Genomic DNA, 17,765 nt, shown 5'->3' with positions numbered 1-17,765 from the left:
AAAACTTTATACCTAAAGATACGAAAACTTTGGGTAATAACAAAGCCCGGGCTTGAGAAAGTCTGGGCTTTGCGCATAAAAAAAGGCTGTGTCAGCGTTTTGACACAACCTCTTTACTTTCTTCTTTATATTCTTTCTTCTAAAAGAGTTATTTCTTATCTCCCAGATAATTCCAAACAACTGCACTCAATGCAGCTCCTACAAATGGAGCAATGATGAATAACCACAACTGTGACAATGCTTCTCCTCCTTGGAATAATGCCGGAGCAATACTACGTGCCGGGTTCACAGAAGTCCCTGTGATAGGAATACATACAATATGTACTAACACAAGAGTCAAACCGATGGCAAGTCCTGCCAGATTACCTGCTCCCTTCTTCGAATCGGTAGAGCCGAGCACTACCAATACAAAAATGAAAGTAAATACTGCTTCCGCAATAAATGCCTGCAACATTTCTCCATCACCAAAACCATTCGAACCTGTCGCTGTAGGCCCGTCATGAGCACCGGTAGCAACTAAAGCAAAAAGAATAGCCGAGCCGATAATAGCTCCGATTACCTGGAAAATCATATACATACCTGCATCTTTTCCATTCATACGACCAGTCAAAAACACTCCTAATGTAATAGCAGGATTAATGTGACATCCCGAAATACCTCCGATAGCATACGCCATCGCTACTACGGACAAACCAAAGGCTAAAGCTACGCCGATCGTTCCAACCCCAGCGCCTACTGTATCAGCCAAACCACCAGCAAAAACGGCACTACCACATCCCATAAGGACGAGCACCATCGTTCCAATCATCTCTGCAATGTACTTTTCATAATCACTAAATATAAATAGTTGTTTCGCCAAATATAGGATTTTAGGTCTGAATAAAAATTCATATGTACAATAATGACTATCTTTGCAGCATTTTTGAACGAACATTTATTTATTAAAATAAAAAAAAGACCTTCTTCATGTCATTTGGCCTCCATTCTTTGAACGGATAAACATCTGATATTCGGTATGGGGGATGGGGATGATAATCATTGTCAGCTCTTTCTATTTTAAAGGAGCTAAGATAAGTGTAAAAAGACTCCTGCCAATCAAAAAAGATGAGCAGGAATCATCTCAATCTCTAATATACTATAACAAACATTGTATGGGCTGCAAAGAAAGCATTTCCTTGGGAACCACCGCCTTTATTTCCTTCTTCAGGACGCATAGCAGACTGTGACGAATAAAATCTCTATTTGTCGCCAACACCACCTGTCGTGTCGGTCGGGGGATGGCAAACGGGCGTACTAATTGTCGCTGTTCTTCTGTCAATTGCATCACTGCCAGTTCGGGAATAAAAGTGATTCCTTTTCCACTTTCTACCATTCGCATAAAGGTTTCCATACTTCCCAAACGATAGGCCATCTGATTAACCTTCACGGCCTCCATCTGACAAAAACGGACGAGTTGATCGCGAAAGCAGTGTCCTTCGTCCAAAAGCCAAAGATGTTCGCCTGTTATATCGGAAGTGCGGATAACGTCATGTTTGAATGAGGGTTCTTTCCGTGATACATAAGCATAGAATTGCTCATAGAAAAGAGTTTCTTCCGTCAAAAATGTGTCTTCTAATTTACTGGCAATAATCCCTGCATCCAAATCACCGGCATGCAAAGCCTGCTGAATATCCTGTGTTTTCATTTCCGTGACACGAATATCCAGTTCGGGATATTTTTCCATCAATTGAGGAAAAAAGCGAGGAAGCAAATAAGGAGCGATAGTTGGCAATACTCCCAAGCGGAATACGCCTGATAATGACTGCTTATCTTCACTGATTATTTCTTTCACTTGAGCTGCCTGCGCCAGAATCACGCGAGCCTGGTTTATCACTTTCTGTCCAATGGCTGTCGGACAAACGGGCTGTACCGTCCTATCGAACAACTTTACTCCCAGTTCATCTTCCAGCTTCTGAATCATGGCACTCAAAGTGGGTTGCGTCACACGGCAATATTCAGCTGCCCGTGCGAAATGCCTGAACTGGTCTACAGCTAGTATATATTCTAATTGTTGTATTGTCATCTATCAAATCATATTAAGTTATAGATTTCATCTATGCAAAGATAGAAATTTTCAGTTTGACAACAAGCATTTTCCGCCTTATCTTTGCAATACAGAAAAAAAAGAAAGCAAGTATAAATCATTAAAAATAAAAGAATATGAAAACTTTAGAATTTATCAAACTGAACGAATCGGGAGCAAACAACGTAGTAGCATCTTTGCAACAACTATTAGCAGACTTCCAAGTGTATTACACCAATCTTCGCGGTTTCCACTGGAATATCAAGGGACATAATTTCTTTGTACTCCACAGTCAATTCGAAAAGATGTATGATGACACGGCTGAAAAGGTGGATGAAATCGCAGAACGTATCTTGATGCTGGGTGGTACTCCTGCCAATAAATTCAGTGATTATCTGAAAGTGGCAAATGTGAATGAAGTGGATAAGGTAAGCAACGGAGACGAAGCATTGAATAATATCCTTCAGTCTATCAGTTATCTGATTGGCGAAGAACGTAAGATTTTGTCTATCGCTTCTCAAGCCGGAGACGAAGTAACCGTTTCGATGATGAGCGATTATCTGAAAGAACAGGAAAAATTGGTTTGGATGTTGGTTGCTTATAATAGCAAGTAATTAAAATAAAAAGATGTCCCGGTCTTGCTTATTTGCAATCAGGACATCTTCTATTTATATATAGAAAGACTTTTTAGTCAGTCTACCATTATCTATTTCTTCATTTTTCCTTTTATAAGGATATATAGTTTTGCTATTCAGCAGCATTATCAGGACAACGAACTCCTTGTACAAAATTGAGCGTTCCACGTCCGGCATAAGTAGCACTATATCCGTTTCCTGTAAGGTCGGTTATTACTTTATTATTATCCGGAGTAGACTCATTAAATCTCCAATAAGCCACTAAACCATCTGTTAAAGGATCCACCCAGCAGACATTATTTTTCAGATCAGCAGCCGAACGAGCAACAGCCCATACACGTACTTCACTTACATACCCATCCATATAACGATTATCTGCTGCAGACTGACCAATATAGAATGCTGCATTTTTATCATGTCCATAGGCTTGCGTTAAATCGATAGTACCTCTTGTATCCGGAAGTTCTCCCTGTAGTTCACCATTAACATATACAAACTTCTTTCCTTGTGAACCGTCATATACACAAGCCAAATGCAACCATTTATCATTGGGTAAAACATCTCTGGAATCAATTGCCGGACTACCTCCACTCAATTGCAATTTCCAACCGCTTTTATTATCACCGGCAGTACGCAAACAGAAATTCTCTTCCAATCCCATAACAGAGAAGCACCATTTTCCACTGGTAGAAGTCATCTTTTTAAAACGAACTCGTGCTTCAAATGTTACATTATTCAATGCCGTGGTATTGTATTGAGATTCTTTTCTGAAATCGACCTTGAAATACCCGTTATTAGCAGAAATATCCGCAGCTTGAGTAATAATAATTTGATTGATAACAATGTATATGGTACGTGAACCTTCTATTACGGACAAATTCTTATCCGACACACTCACAATACTTATAGGAAGCAGATACGTTTTGCCTTCCTTTAATAAGTCCCGGCTGATAACACTTAAACGCACACCATCTGTGGAAGTATTCTTTCCATTTTCAATAGTTAATGTTGTATTCTCCAACTTGTACGACTTTTCAGGAAGAAGTTCATAATTCTTCTTATATTCCTTATTGAAAGACTCCACTAATTCCGGAGTGGCCTTCATACCCACTTCTACATGATCTCCTATCGCACATGATGAAGCAACTTTAATTCCGATAACTGCAGGCAAATCATCAATTGTCAGATTAGCAACCGGTGATAATTGATCTGCGCCAACAACATATAATCCTTCATAGTATTCCTGACTTTTCTGGCATGATACCATTAGAAGGACAAGCAAGCTTAATAATATGTATTTTATATTCTGTTTCATTTTTTCTAAACTTTAATGTTCGTTCATTATTCTGATCGCATTACGTGTCCATTTGTAATTAGGATTGGAACGGTAATCGTTCTCCATGTGATAGGTACCACATCCTCCTTTGCGGGTGGCTAATTTTCCTTCATACATGGGGAGGAAACGTGCCATTCCTTCTAATGAAGGTACCGACCCGCCTTCTCTTAAAGAGTGATCTACTCCTCCACTTGCATACTTACCCCCCTCAAAGGTTTCAGCAAAAATGTATTGTTCCGGTTTCCAACCATTTTTAGCTGCATTATCGAAACGCCCCTGCAGATCTTGATATCCCCTAGAATTATAAGACTGAACCACTCCATAATTAAAATATTCAGCCAATCCTTGCTTTAAATGATAAGGTACTCCATCAATAATTAATAGATTACGAGTTCCCGACTTCGGACCAATATATTTTCCTAATGCCTTTACAAACATTTCCATATTATCCATATAATCAGGCCACATATAAGACGGACCTACTAAAGGACCACTGAACGGAACCCCAGGAAATTCCTGATAGCCGGGTTCATAATCAAGATCAATACCCTGATAACCATACTTATACATAGTATCTACCAAAGACTTGGCATACTCTTCTATTCCTTCAGGAGTAGCAATCTCATGATTTTCACCAGACATAAATTCATCTGGAATTTTGTGAGCAAAGATAGTATATGTGACACGAGTTCCTTTCACATCCTGTACATAACGTAAATCTTCCATTTGTGCCGGACTTAAGTTCTGGTAAGCTCCCCAAATAGAAATAATATCTACACTGTCAGGCACACTTCTTAAATAGTTGATCATATCAGCAGAGTTAGCCGTCCATCCGCCAAACCAGCCAAAAAAGACTTCATGGTCGTTTCTTGCTTTATATGCTCTTAAATTTTCCCAATATTCTTTGGACATCTTATCAGGCACCACTATATCCAAAGCTTCTATATCTGTATTACACGATATAATTCCCGTACCAACTATTACGAAAACTATTATATATGTTAATAATTTCTTCATGTCGTTTTATCTAAAAGAATATGATTACTTATTTTCTACATCCCACCATAAGCGAGTAGCTCCGGTATCCGGACCACCCAATAGTTTAACGGCTTTTTCCACCTCTTCTTTATTTCCTTGATATTCGGAATAGGGGAAAGGAACACGACGGATCTGTACAGAAGAGCTAATAACACCACCACTCTCATTATTAACTATTTCATAGATCTTAGGATAGCCTGTTCTGCGGAATTCACTCCATGCTTCCTGTCCTAATGGGTACATTGCTATCCATTTTTGGGTGATGATCTGTTCTAACTGCTTTTCTTTATCATTTTCATCCCAGACTATCGTAACATCAGATGGGGCTGGTGCGGAAGGACTGCTTTTGAATCCAGGGTATTTTGCCGGCACTTTAGTACTTGCAAGATAAGTTTCCACTCCTTTTACTCCATGTTGTTCGAAAGAAGCACGTATGCCTGAATGATACAAACTTTTAGCGGTTCCTTTCATGTTCCATGTCTTCAAGGCACCTTCTGCCCGCAAAAAATAAACTTCTGCAGCTGTCATCCAAACATAAGGGGTTCCTTGCAATATATTAGGTTTGGAGAGTCCTAAATCACCTTTAAATATATCACCATTCTTATGTCCGTTACGCAATCCACGATAATTGTCATTTGAAGACAATTGGAAAAATACGGATATACGTGGATCTCCAAACCCATTCAAATAAGCATCCATACTAGCCCCCATTACATCTTCTTCATAGCCGTCTGCGCTGCTAATACTATTTATAGGGTTGTGATAGGTGAACGAAAGAGTTGAATTAGATTGCATTGCCGGATTATTATCATTTGTTTCAATCACTCCATACGAATGTGTAACAGCAGCTTCTGCTTCTTTTTGAGCCTCCGGATAAACAGCACTTAAACGTATTGCCAAACGCAGCTTCAAAGAATTCGCAAAACGAATCCAATTAGGTATGTTACTGCCAAATATTAAATCAAACTTTTCCAATGCCTTAGAATTTGGGTTAGCTTGATCAAACTTGGTCAAGATATCAATAGCATGGTTCAGTTCTTTGAAAAAAGATTTATAGATAGCTTCTTGCGAATCATAAGGGACAGGATTAGTCAGACCAAACTTTAGATAAGGTAACGGACCGTACATATCTGTAGTTTTATGTATAGCTGTCACTTTTACAATTTCACCGACAGCAAACAATACAGATGCAGAGTCTACCTTTTGGCGTAAAATATTCCATGAAGATAAGAACTCTACAAATGCACTTTTAAAAGGTGCATCTTTCCATTCGTCAGAAATAGCATAAGTCGTTCCATTCGCTCCTCCGCCCCAATTTTGCGTTCCGGCAAAATATCCAGAATACATGTTGCCAAAAAGGTCTTCCGAGCGTTGAAACAAGTTAACATCTTCAGATACTACCCTACGTTGCATCGTAGTAAGATAGCTGCCCCATAAATTATCTTTATCCAATTCTTTTTCTTGAACTTTATCAGGATCCAGATTAATCGTATCAGACATACAACTTCCCAATAAAAAGCAAACAGCAAACACCAGGAAGCAAGTTTGTATAACGTTATAGATTCTATTTTTCATTTTATTCTTCGTATTAAAGTATTAAAATCAAAAGTTAACTTTTACACCAAAACCGAAACTGCGTAAGCTAGGTGGCATAAAATAATCGAAACCCTGATAATAAGTTCCTGTATTTGCTGTTAGTTCCGGATCAAACGGAGCTTTCTTATAAAACATCAGCAAATTGTGTCCTGTCAGTGACAGAGAAATGTTCAATTTTTCTCCGAACCACTTTGCCGGAAGCATATATGATAATGACATTTCACGTAAACGAACATTAGTCGCACTGTACACATAATGCGCCAGTAAACCTGTTTTTCCGGAAGCAACGGTACCATAATATTGTTCTGCATCCAACTTTCCATTATTTACAGGTACACCACCGTTATCACGGGCTGTAGCTGTTTGTTGTGATACTCCGAATTGATCCATCAAAGCTTGTGTAGCGGAAATCACCTCACCGCCAACACGCGCGTCAATCAGAAAATCAAGTTCCACCCCTTTCCAAGAAAAACTGTTTCTAAATCCTAGATTATACTTAGGAGCTGCCGAACCAACTTTTATGAAAGTATTTTCTTCAGCCGATACACCTCCATTTGAAATAAGAATATCACCATGTAAGTCTTGTTTCAATTTTGTCGCATAGATATCAGACATAGTACCACCTTCTTTCAAAATCATTCTGTATGAATCTGCACTGGCAACGGAAAATTCTGTTGGTGATTTTACTGTTGTACTAGTAGTGCGGTCAGTCACATACTCAGGAAGTAACTCTTTGATTTCATTACGGTTCATTGAATAAATCAAATTTGAGTTCCAATTTACCGGGCCTAAATCCTGATTAAAACCTACACTTAGTTCAATACCCCAGTTGTTTACTTTTCCTGCATTTTCATATGCAAAAGCGTATCCTGTGCTGGGCGGCAATTCATATTTAAACAACTGATTGTATGTGTTTGAATTGTAATATGTTGCTGCAAGGTTCAATTTATTATCAAACAACCGTAAGTCCATACCAAATTCAAATGCTTTGGTCATTTCCGCTTTAAGATGATTGGCAGGTGAGAAGTTAGCACTTGTAGCATTACCATTTTCCAAAACCACTGTTGCATAAGGCAAGTATGCACTTGGAGGATTACCTACTTGCGCATAGGAACCACGAATCTTCCAGAAAGAGAATACTTTTTTAGGAAGCGGAATAATCTCTGACAACACTACAGAAAGACCTACGGACGGATAGAATACATATTCCTTGGAAGTACCTACCAATGTAGAAAACCAGTCTATACGACTTGTCACGTCAGCATAAAGAAAATTGCGGTACCCCAGTTCTGCTTTACCATATAGAGATTGAGTCTGGGTATGCAATGATTGTTTGCTATATCCGCTTTCTGTTGAAGGTATATTACTTGGATGGAAAAAGTTCGGTACTCCAAGCAGATTGCCTTCAAAAGTACTTGATTTATATTTTTCATCATAATAACTACCACCAAGGTTTACTAACAAGTGATAATTCTCCCCGAATTTCTTATCTATATTTACTAAGAAATCAAGATAAGTTGCAGTATTCTTGTCTTCCTGTGTCATATAGTTACCTTGAGATTTGGAGAACAAACCATCAGTGGAAGCGTATAATTTACGTTCGAAATCAGTATAAGCATTATCAACGCGGGCACGTCCGATAATATTAAGCCAATTGGTTATATTCCATTTCATTGATAATGACATGATATAGCGGTCTCTATCAGTATTGAACATATTACGATTAATAATCCAATATGGATTCTGCATACCCAATCCCTGATTTTTATAAGGCCAATATTGAGTTTTGAAGTTTCTATCAGCGTCATATCGTTCATAAACTACATATTTATTCATATCATCACTTGGTGGAAACAAATAGACTGGAACCAACGGATTATAGTACATACCTTGTCCGTTACTGTTTTGGTTATTCTGTTTGATATAAAATAATCCCATATCCATACTTAAAACGTCTTTAACGATGTCCCAAGAATTACGGAATGTAAAATTATAGCGATTATATTTATTATTATCAATGACACCTTCTGAATTTACAGACCCAAAAGATATATGCGTCTGATTTGTTTCTGTACCAGTAGATACAGCAATAGAATTCATTGTATTAAATCCTGTTTGAAAGAAATCCAAAGGATTATAATCGGAAGGTTTCTCTAATTTATCCCCCCAACTTTTAAATTCACCTTCTTTACGTCCATACGTATTCTGGAATTCAGGAGTAATAAAAGGTCTTGAAAAACTAGTGCTATTTGAATAACTTATTCTGGGTTTTCCAATCGCACCTTTTTTGGTTGTGATCAGTATCACACCATTCGCACCTCTATTACCATATAAGGAGGCTGCAGAAGCACCAGTCAGGATGGACATACTTTCTATATCCTCCGGATTAATATTAGATATTCCATCTCCGTCGGCCACTTCCACTGACTCATAAAAATTATCTGATTGTTTGGTTCTTAACCCTTGCATTGGAATACCATCCAAAACGTACAACGCATTGTTTTCACCAAATAATGATTTGGTACCACGCATGACAACGCGGGAAGATCCTCCAGTTCCAGACGAACTCTGATTAATAGTCACACCTGCTACCTTACCAGAAAGGCTATTTATAAAGTTGGCATCTTTCACTTTTGTTATACCGGCAGCTTTTATTTCCTGCACATTATACGTCAATGCCTTAGCTTCTCTCTTAATACCCAATGCTGTAACAACCACTTCATCCAAGGCCTTTGTGTCAGAAGCCATTGTAATATTATAAACAGTCTTATCTGATATTTTAACCATTTGAGTCGTATACCCGATATACGAAACCTTCAGGAAATCGTTTTTGGTAACACGGATTGTAAAATCTCCATTCAGGTTAGTTATTGTACCACCACTACCACCATTAATTGAAACATTAACTCCAATCAAGGCTTCTCCTTGTTCGTCCACAACCCGACCTTGTATTTCCTTTGATACAGACTCTTCCTTTTTTTCCGGAATTATCATGATATAGCTATCTTTTAATTTATAACTAAATCCTGTTCCTTTTAATATGACCTTGAGTGCCTGTTCTAACGGTAGTTCACTCACATTCAAAGAAATACGTTTACTTCCTCCAAGTTGAGATTCATTATAGGCAACGGACATTTTAGATTGTTTCTCAACTTCTGTCAATGCTTCTCGTAATGTTATTTCATTTTTCTTAATAGTTATTTTCACATTACTTTGAGCAAAGAGCACTGTTTGCGCGAATAGCAAACAGCAAAAAAATGTTATACATTTAGCTTTTAATAGATATAAATTCATATCTTAGTAGCGTTTTTAGTGTTAAACTCATAATATTATATTCATCAAAGATTTAAGCCGGTAGCTTTAATACTAAAAAAGTCATTTCATATCCGGAATCAGGCGGCATCCTTTTTCCGGATACTTTTTTACATAATCAATGATATTTAAGGTTAAACAAAATATTTGTAAGATAATTACTTAATCAGTTTTATATAACATACATTCTCTTCTATTTTATAATCAAATCCTCCTACTACTTCTTTCATAATATCCATAATTTCTCCAATATCCGAGTTTTTACGGAAACTAAAATTATATTTATCATTACTGAAATGACTGGTATTACATTGGAATGTGATATTAAAGCGACGCTCCAATTCAGCTATGATTTCTTTCATCGTATCTCCGCGGAATATATACAATCCCTTTTGCCAAGCTGTTACAGCTTCTACATCAGCATTAGCTAACACTACTTGACCACTATTTTTTTGATATATAATTTGCTGTCCCGGATGTAGTATATAGTTTCTTCTTTCTTCATCACAATCTACTTTTATCTTCCCATGAAGTAATGTTGCAACAATTTCATTACTTTCCGGATAAGCACCCACATTAAACTCTGTCCCCAAAGCTGTAACAGCCATGCTTCCCGATCTCACAATAAATGGTTTCTCCGGATCCTTTTTCACCTTAAAATTAGCTTCTCCTACCAAATATACCGTGCGAGTATCTCCTTTGAAAGCTTCCGGATAAAGTAATAAGGTTCCGGAATTAGTCTGTACTTTACTTCCATCGGGTAGTTCGATTGTAATCATATCACCAGCAGGAGTGAATTTTTCTATCATAGCAACTTCCGAATACATATTCTTAGCATAAAAGAAAGTTCCTGAAATAGCAACAGCCAGTACAACTACTGCAACTGCTGCATATTGCCATATCTGCATTCGGAATTTTCGCACAGTTTTTTGTTGACCTGCACCTATCTTATTATATACATTAGAAAGAGAAGCCCATGTACCCGCATCAGCTTTACCGTCAGTTTCACTCCATAGTGTATGTAAAGCAGCCTCTTTTTCATCAGAATGCTCTTTATCCACCAGCCATTGATGCACTTCTTCAATTACTTTCTCACTATGCTTGGAAGCTGTGAATACACTAATTATTTTTTGAATATAATTCTCCATTTTTCTGTTGCCTTATAATATATAGACAACTAGCTAAAACAGACTACTCAATAGAAACAGAAAAAAAATGCAATTAAAATGACTTTTTTTAATTCTTGCAAAGCTAAATAGATATGTCGTTCTACAGTCCGAACGGAAAGCTGCAGATTATCAGCTATTTCCTGATTACTCATTCCTCTTTGCCGGCTCATAGAAAAAACTTTTCTCCGTTGCTCTGGCATATTATCTAAAGTAAGTTTTATTAAAAGTTGGAGTTCTTTTGCATAAAGCTTATCATACATATCAAATTCATAAGAAGGAGAATTTTCTTGAGATAGTTTTTCCTGATAATTAAGTTCTACGGACTGATGTTTCAGGAAGTTATAAATCTGATTACGAGCCATTGTATAAATATAGCTATCCCATGTCTCTTTATTCTCCCAAATCTCTGGATTATCCCACAGTTTGACGAATATATCCTGGGCAATATCTTCTGCATCTTCTTCCGAATGTAGGATTTTCCATGCGAAAGCTTTTACTTTAGGAAAAGTAAGAATGAAAAATTGTTCAAATTTTCTCTTCTTTTCTTGTTCTTTTATGTGTGTCATCAAAGATCGTCCGGTTAGATTTATTTTTTATGAGAGCCAAAAATAAACGCTTTTATCAAAAAAAACAAATAATAACAACGATAAAAATAAATATATTTATGTCATCCAGTCATCTACCACGCCAATAAGTCGTTCTAATAAGGGTCATTACCAACCCAAATAGAAAAAATATATTTTCTTCTTGAACATGATGACATAATCATATTTCTATAGTGTACTCATACAGTGTCATGATTATTGACACTATATGAGCAAATTAACTTATTTCACAGAAATCGTCTTTGATAATCTGATATCATCCGACGCTGCTCCAATCATCAGCTGGAAGCTTCCCGGTTCTACGATTCGCTCCATTTTTTGATTGATAATGGATAAATCCTCTTCTACCAAAGTGAATACAATTGTTTTTTTCTCTCCCTGCTTCAAAAAGAAACGCTTAAAATGTTTGAGTTGCCGAAGTGCCCGGACTACAGAAGCATACTCATCACGAATATAAAGTTGAGCCACTTCTTCACCATCATACTTTCCTGTGTTTTCTACATCAAATGATATTTCAAAATGCAAAGGCGCTTGTTGTGTCACTTTTAAATTGGAATATTCGAAAGTTGAATAACTTAATCCATATCCAAATGAATACAATGGGGAGGCAGACATTTCTACATAATCGTGACATTTAGGGGCTTTCTTATTATAATATACGGGAATTTGTCCCTCTGACCGGGGAACAGAAACAGGCAAGCGACCTGCCGGATTATAATCACCAAATAAAACATCAGCAATGGCATCCCCCCCCTCTTGTCCGGGATAATAGGCGGTCAGCAATGCATCTGCATGTTCCGCTGCCCAATTTTTATTTAATGGACGTCCCTCAATGTAAACCACAATCAGGGGCTTTCTCGTTGATTTCAAGGATTCTAGTAATTCCAGCTGTTTTCCTAACAAAGAAAGAGTTGCACGATCAAAGCCTTCTCCACACTCCATATCACTGATTTGGCTTTTATCTGCAATAGCAGCTCCCGTCTCTTTATAAGTCGTTTTAAAATCACGAGCACTGGAACCACCCACTACTGCAATCACCACATCTGCACGATTAGCAGCTTCAACTGCTTTCGCTATTTCATTGTTGGTAGTATCACGGATAGCGCAACCTCTTACATACTCAACACGTGAAAGAGATAATTTAGAAATGATTCCATCCAGTACCGTTTTTATATTTTCGTCTTTTTGGGGAGCTGTATAATCACCCAGCATATTATAACAATTATCTGCATTTGGGCCAATTACCGCTACTTTACGGATGTTTTTACTCAAAGGCAGAATGTCATGCCTATTCTTTAATAAAGTCACCGATGCTTGTGCCATCCGTCGTGCATTGGCAATATGATTTGCATTACGAACTCTTTCAATCGCTATTTGGGGATCTACGTATGGATTTTCAAACAATCCCATTTCAAATTTTAATCGTAGAACCCTGCAAACGACTTCATCAATAATAGCCTCTGACAAACGTTTCTCTTTTACAGCCCGATAAATATTCGTATAAGCTTCTCCACCTAAGTCAACATCTACTCCGGCAGAAACTGCTTGAATAGCCGCATCCTCTATAGAAGAAGCCGTATAATGACTTTCATATATTCCTTCAATACTATATAAATCGGAAACAACAAAACCTCTAAACTTCCACTCATTTCGCAACAGTTGATTCAGCAAATATGAGTTGGCAGTACATGGGATTCCGTCTATTGAATTATAAGAAGTCATCACAGAAAGAGCACCAGCATCAATCGCTTTTTTAAAAGGCGGTAGGAAGTTTTCATGCAATTCTCTCATTCCAACTAAAGCTTGATTCCCATTCTGTCCGCCCTCCGGTACGGCATAGGCTAAAAAATGCTTTAGAGTAGCTATCGTACTGTTTTTCCGGGAAATATTTCCGTTGATTAATCCATCTACCATTGCCGCCCCCAAAGTCCCGCTTAATACCGGATCTTCCCCAAATGTTTCTTCCACGCGGGACCAACGGGGATCACGGGTCAGATCAAGTACGGGACCGTAACTAATATGCCCACCTTGGGAACGAATTTCTTTAGCGATAACTTGACCAACTTCTTTTACTAACTCCGGTGACCAGGTAGCTGCCATTCCGATACCCGTAGGAAAAACAGTAGTACCAATTGCCATGTGCCCATGAGGGGCTTCTTCTGCTAAAAACATCGGAATTCCCAGACGGGTATTCTCCATCACATACTTTTGCAATGCATTTCCTGCCTTTGCTGCCAGTTCCGGATTAAGTCCATTTGCTATAGTTTTCTTTGTCCAAGGATCGGCACGATAGGTTGCCCAAAGCATTCCTACATTCCTTTCTTTGATTAATTGCTTGAACTTTTCGGAAGGATGAACTTCACTACCATGGATTTCATACATTTCCCAACCTAAAGGACAAAGTAACTGACCGACCTTTTCTTCTAAAGTCATGCGGGAAAGTAAATCTGAAAGTCTTATATCTATCGACAAACAGCGATCTTTGTAAGCAGGTAACGAGGGAGAGGATTGAGTAAACCCCAAAGTACATACCATCTGTACTATCACCAAGATATACAATCGTTTTATCATAATGTTATATGCAGTAAAATGACTCAATTAATTTATAGTGTATTTCTAATCTTTCAAATAGAGATATTCAATCCTACTTACCTATTTCTCCTTCAAATATAACTGTATGTACAGGTTGATGAGCATCATTTGTTATCAACTTGACCTTTGCATCCAATAGATGGTTTGAAGATGATACATTTAATTCAAACAGAACCTCCAGACACTCATTTTGCTTCAAAACCTTTTCACCCCGGATATTAGTAGAAACAAATTCCGGACATTCTATCTTGCGGATAATAAGAGGATTCGCCCCTTCATTAGTAACTTTTACTTTTCGCTGAATATGCTTTTTTAATGAGATATTCCCCAAATTAAAATAAGATTGTGAACATTTCATCCGGGGAGCAGTTGCCGTGCTTACTTTTCTCATATCATCAATCACTGTACCAAAGATTTGTATAGGAGAACTGTGTACGGAATTGGCACTAATAATAATCTTATCTTTAAATGTACCGTAAAAGCCTTTTAAAGGAGAAGCTGTTATTTTTATAGTCGCATAAGATCGACCTTGAAGAGATGATGGCATAGAAATCGACAAACATCCGCTCTTATCCAACAGCGAGTATGACAACCTGACCATTTTATCCGATCGGTTATAGATTCTAATTTCCAATTGTTTTGGCCTCCCATTATGTTGTAACAGATCATAAGATAGAGTCATTCGGTCTGCCAAAATATCTGATGATAAAGAATAAGGATATTCATCCTCTATACGATTCATTGTATTTATCGTGCCTTTTACCCAAAGAGTATTGACACTTTGCCCTGAATTAGAAACAACCCTTATACTCTTAGAGAAAAAGTTTGTTCGCCCTTTAGGATCGAAAGTTACGGTAATAGTGCCTGTATGCCCTGGTTTTACAGGTTGTTTACTATAAACAGAAATGGCACACCCACAAGTTGAAATCACTTCTTCAATCACAACCGGAGAAGTATGCATATTAGTAAAATGAAAAGTATGACTCACTTTGCCTCCTACTTCCTGAATATTACCAAAATTCCAAGTAGTAGTATCAAAACGCAATACAGCTCTTCCCTGTTGTTGCGCACATACGCCAACAATAGAGCACAGTAAAACGATCAAAGCTGACATAAAACGTTTCATCATCATTTCTTTAAGTTAATATTGGGAGCTACGTAAAAACACAATAACTCCCAATATAAAATCACATTTTAATTATCTTGAGGCAAATCATTGAATTCTGCATTCCAAATGATATTTGCCGAAGCCGGGAAAGTTAAATCACGCCCATTGCCCGAACTGTCCTTCAATGTATTTCCTTCTCCTTCATCCAATTTCCAATAGCCATATAAGTCCGAAGAAGATGGAGAAGCTATTGTACGCAAGTTAGCTTTTACTTCTTCCGCTGTCAGACACTTCTTCCACATACGAATATCAGAAATCAGACCATCAAAATACATACTTGAACTTGTATTACCAAACTGAATACCAGTCAACGTATATCCCACCTTGAATCTTTGAGAAGAGGATGGTCCCCAACGTTTAGTAGGTTTTGCAGAAGCAACTTCCTCACCGTTAATATATAAACGATAAGCAACCTCAGTATTCTGGCCCGTTTTCGTTCCGTCACAAGTAATAGTCAACCTAACCCATTGATTAGCCGGCAACGTTATATTTTGATTAGCCAATGTCAAGTCACATTGACGATTACCAATATTAGACGCTCCCGTTGCACCAGTTACACGTAGTTCACAACCACTAAAAACCTCATTATTATTGTTGGTATCCTTACCACGCCATGTACCTATATAATTAGTTCCACTGTGCCAATTATATGGATATACAAGCATTTCAAACGTATGTGTATTATCTTCAATCGTAACTACTTCATCATTTGCGAAACTTAACGTACGATACATATCCGTTGAATAAGAACTCATATTCAATCCCGGTATATAATCCAATTCCCCATCAATGCTAATCGTAAAATAAGAAACAGAACGAGTGTCCGTTACAAATTGTCCTACACACGTTTCATCTATTGTTGCAACAATAGGAAGCAAATATTCTTCACCTTCCACCAAACCGAACAATGATGAAAACTTAACTGATAAGGAATTGGATTCTTGCTGTCCTGCCTTCACTATCGCATTTTTAGCTTGCAACTCATAGACAAAAGCGGGCATCATCTTATAAGACGTGTTATTTGCAGCGTTATAAGCCTCTACCATACTTTCGTCCACGGCAATGTCACACAATAAAGTAGTAGCAGCAGGTTTATCCAGTTTGATAGTATAATCATAGACATAGCTTCCTGCATCCAGTATCTCCCTATAATCAATAGAAACAGGTCCTGCCTCCGACTGTGGCATCTCTATTGTCGGCAATTCAATAAAATCATTGTCATCATCCGAACAAGATGTGAATCCTACTCCTCCCAATAAAACAAGCAAAAGGAGAGTTAATCTATTTATATTGTTTTTCATTATCATACAGTCTATTCATTTATTATTACCTTATTCAAGACATTTATTCGTATCATCATAAGTCCAGTCAATCGTGATTCCATTCTTATAACTGATATCACGCTTTGACGGAGATAAATCATAGAAAGTAGTTCCTTCTCCTTCATTCATTCTCCAATAAGACACAAGCCCATTGGTAGAAGGGTCTACCCCACATACATTTGCTTTAATTTCACGAGCAGACAAAGGACGAGTCCAAAGACGCATCTCACTCAAACGACCATAAAACAATTGTGAAGATTGATAACCTTTTGAAGGCATACCGATCTGTACTCCATAAAGCGCATATTCATACGGAGCAACTGTCATTGAGTTATCTTTCTCTCCATTGATATACAATGTCAACGTACTGCCGTCATTTACCAAGGCAACAGCATACCAGGTATTTAAAGCAAAGCGAGTATTCGATGACATTTTACCCTGTTTAGTTGTTACATGCAACTGGTTCGGTTCATCCGTTCCTTCACCAAAACGAAGCAGGTTCTGGTCACATTTAAAGCCTCCATCATCAATCGCTCCCCCTTCTACAGATGCTTCACTACCTCCAAATGAGCAAACACGGGTAGTACCGGAAGCTCCGGAAGAACGGAATTTAGTGGCGTAAATCTTCACTTCCCATGTATAAGTAGGCAAAGAAGGAATAGGATCCGGAAGCAAAAATTGATAAGCCATAGAAGCCTGTCCTACATACGGAGCATGGAAACGCAATGTTCGAGATACTTTCAGGAAAATAGTACGCCCTGCTTCTATAATATCCAAATCTCCCGTCGCACTTTTTATGGTAACCGGTATCAGCTGAATTCAACTTGCAAATGCAACAGAATTCTGATTAATAATTTGTTTAAATTTTTCGTTTGGCGTGAGGTATCCAAGTCTTTTACGAGGTCGATTATTGAGTTTATTTTCAATCCA

13 protein-coding genes and 1 pseudogene are annotated in these 17,765 nt (G+C 37.8%); 1 reads left to right on the top strand and 13 read right to left on the bottom strand.

Annotation, left to right across the window (positions count from 1 at the left end):
- Positions 1 to 148: 148 nt before the first annotated feature.
- Both N5O98_RS25505 and N5O98_RS25500 read right to left on the bottom strand, forming a co-directional pair.
- Positions 149 to 859: an MIP family channel protein gene (locus N5O98_RS25505; protein WP_262895584.1), complete on the bottom strand. Its 711-nt coding sequence runs from the start codon at positions 857 to 859 to the stop codon at positions 149 to 151.
- Positions 860 to 1,135: 276 nt separating this feature from the next.
- Entirely contained in the window at positions 1,136 to 2,062 is a 927-nt protein-coding gene (locus N5O98_RS25500; protein ID WP_004310018.1) for a hydrogen peroxide-inducible genes activator, read from the bottom strand.
- 137 nt (positions 2,063 to 2,199) lie between these two features.
- On the opposite strand from N5O98_RS25500, the gene N5O98_RS25495 reads away from it, so the two are divergent.
- Positions 2,200 to 2,676: a Dps family protein gene (locus tag N5O98_RS25495; RefSeq protein WP_004305814.1), complete on the top strand. Its 477-nt coding sequence runs from the start codon at positions 2,200 to 2,202 to the stop codon at positions 2,674 to 2,676.
- A gap of 133 nt (positions 2,677 to 2,809) precedes the next feature.
- Here N5O98_RS25495 and N5O98_RS25490 read toward each other — a convergent pair whose 3' ends face one another.
- The 11 genes and pseudogenes from N5O98_RS25490 to N5O98_RS25440 all read right to left on the bottom strand — a co-directional run.
- Positions 2,810 to 4,012 (bottom strand): DUF1735 and LamG domain-containing protein, encoded by a 1,203-nt coding sequence (locus tag N5O98_RS25490; RefSeq protein ID WP_004310017.1) that lies wholly within the window; start codon positions 4,010 to 4,012, stop codon positions 2,810 to 2,812.
- 12 nt (positions 4,013 to 4,024) lie between these two features.
- Entirely contained in the window at positions 4,025 to 5,050 is a 1,026-nt protein-coding gene (locus tag N5O98_RS25485; protein ID WP_004310016.1) for a glycoside hydrolase family 18, read from the bottom strand.
- Between the two features lie 24 nt (positions 5,051 to 5,074).
- Positions 5,075 to 6,646, bottom strand: a complete 1,572-nt coding sequence (locus N5O98_RS25480) for a RagB/SusD family nutrient uptake outer membrane protein (RefSeq protein WP_022199277.1) — start codon at positions 6,644 to 6,646, stop codon at positions 5,075 to 5,077.
- Between the two features lie 27 nt (positions 6,647 to 6,673).
- Entirely contained in the window at positions 6,674 to 9,961 is a 3,288-nt protein-coding gene (locus tag N5O98_RS25475; RefSeq protein ID WP_004310014.1) for a SusC/RagA family TonB-linked outer membrane protein, read from the bottom strand.
- 176 nt (positions 9,962 to 10,137) lie between these two features.
- Positions 10,138 to 11,127, bottom strand: coding sequence for a FecR family protein (locus tag N5O98_RS25470; RefSeq protein WP_004310013.1), 990 nt, complete (start codon positions 11,125 to 11,127; stop codon positions 10,138 to 10,140).
- Between the two features lie 47 nt (positions 11,128 to 11,174).
- Positions 11,175 to 11,714, bottom strand: coding sequence for an RNA polymerase sigma-70 factor (locus tag N5O98_RS25465; RefSeq protein ID WP_004310012.1), 540 nt, complete (start codon positions 11,712 to 11,714; stop codon positions 11,175 to 11,177).
- Between the two features lie 261 nt (positions 11,715 to 11,975).
- On the bottom strand, positions 11,976 to 14,324 hold the full coding sequence (locus N5O98_RS25460) for a glycoside hydrolase family 3 N-terminal domain-containing protein (protein ID WP_162864658.1): 2,349 nt from the start codon (positions 14,322 to 14,324) through the stop codon (positions 11,976 to 11,978).
- 73 nt (positions 14,325 to 14,397) lie between these two features.
- Positions 14,398 to 15,474 (bottom strand): DUF1573 domain-containing protein, encoded by a 1,077-nt coding sequence (locus N5O98_RS25455; protein ID WP_004310010.1) that lies wholly within the window; start codon positions 15,472 to 15,474, stop codon positions 14,398 to 14,400.
- A gap of 65 nt (positions 15,475 to 15,539) precedes the next feature.
- The gene (locus N5O98_RS25450) at positions 15,540 to 16,814 is read right to left on the bottom strand and encodes a BT_3987 domain-containing protein (RefSeq protein ID WP_224440802.1); all 1,275 of its coding nucleotides are present in this window, start codon (positions 16,812 to 16,814) and stop codon (positions 15,540 to 15,542) included.
- Positions 16,815 to 16,844: 30 nt separating this feature from the next.
- Entirely contained in the window at positions 16,845 to 17,612 is a 768-nt protein-coding gene (locus N5O98_RS25445) for a LamG domain-containing protein (RefSeq protein WP_269496148.1), read from the bottom strand.
- A 42-nt stretch (positions 17,613 to 17,654) separates the two neighbouring features.
- Positions 17,655 to 17,765, bottom strand: a pseudogene (locus tag N5O98_RS25440) (IS30 family transposase); the annotation flags it as partial.

Origin of the sequence: Bacteroides sp. LFL-34 (genome assembly GCF_027257075.1) — a bacterium.
In the GTDB taxonomy this organism is placed as follows: Bacteria; Bacteroidota; Bacteroidia; order Bacteroidales; family Bacteroidaceae; genus Bacteroides; species Bacteroides ovatus.
Note: the sequence above shows the minus strand (reverse complement) of the source record. Positions and strands in the feature narration are given on the sequence as shown.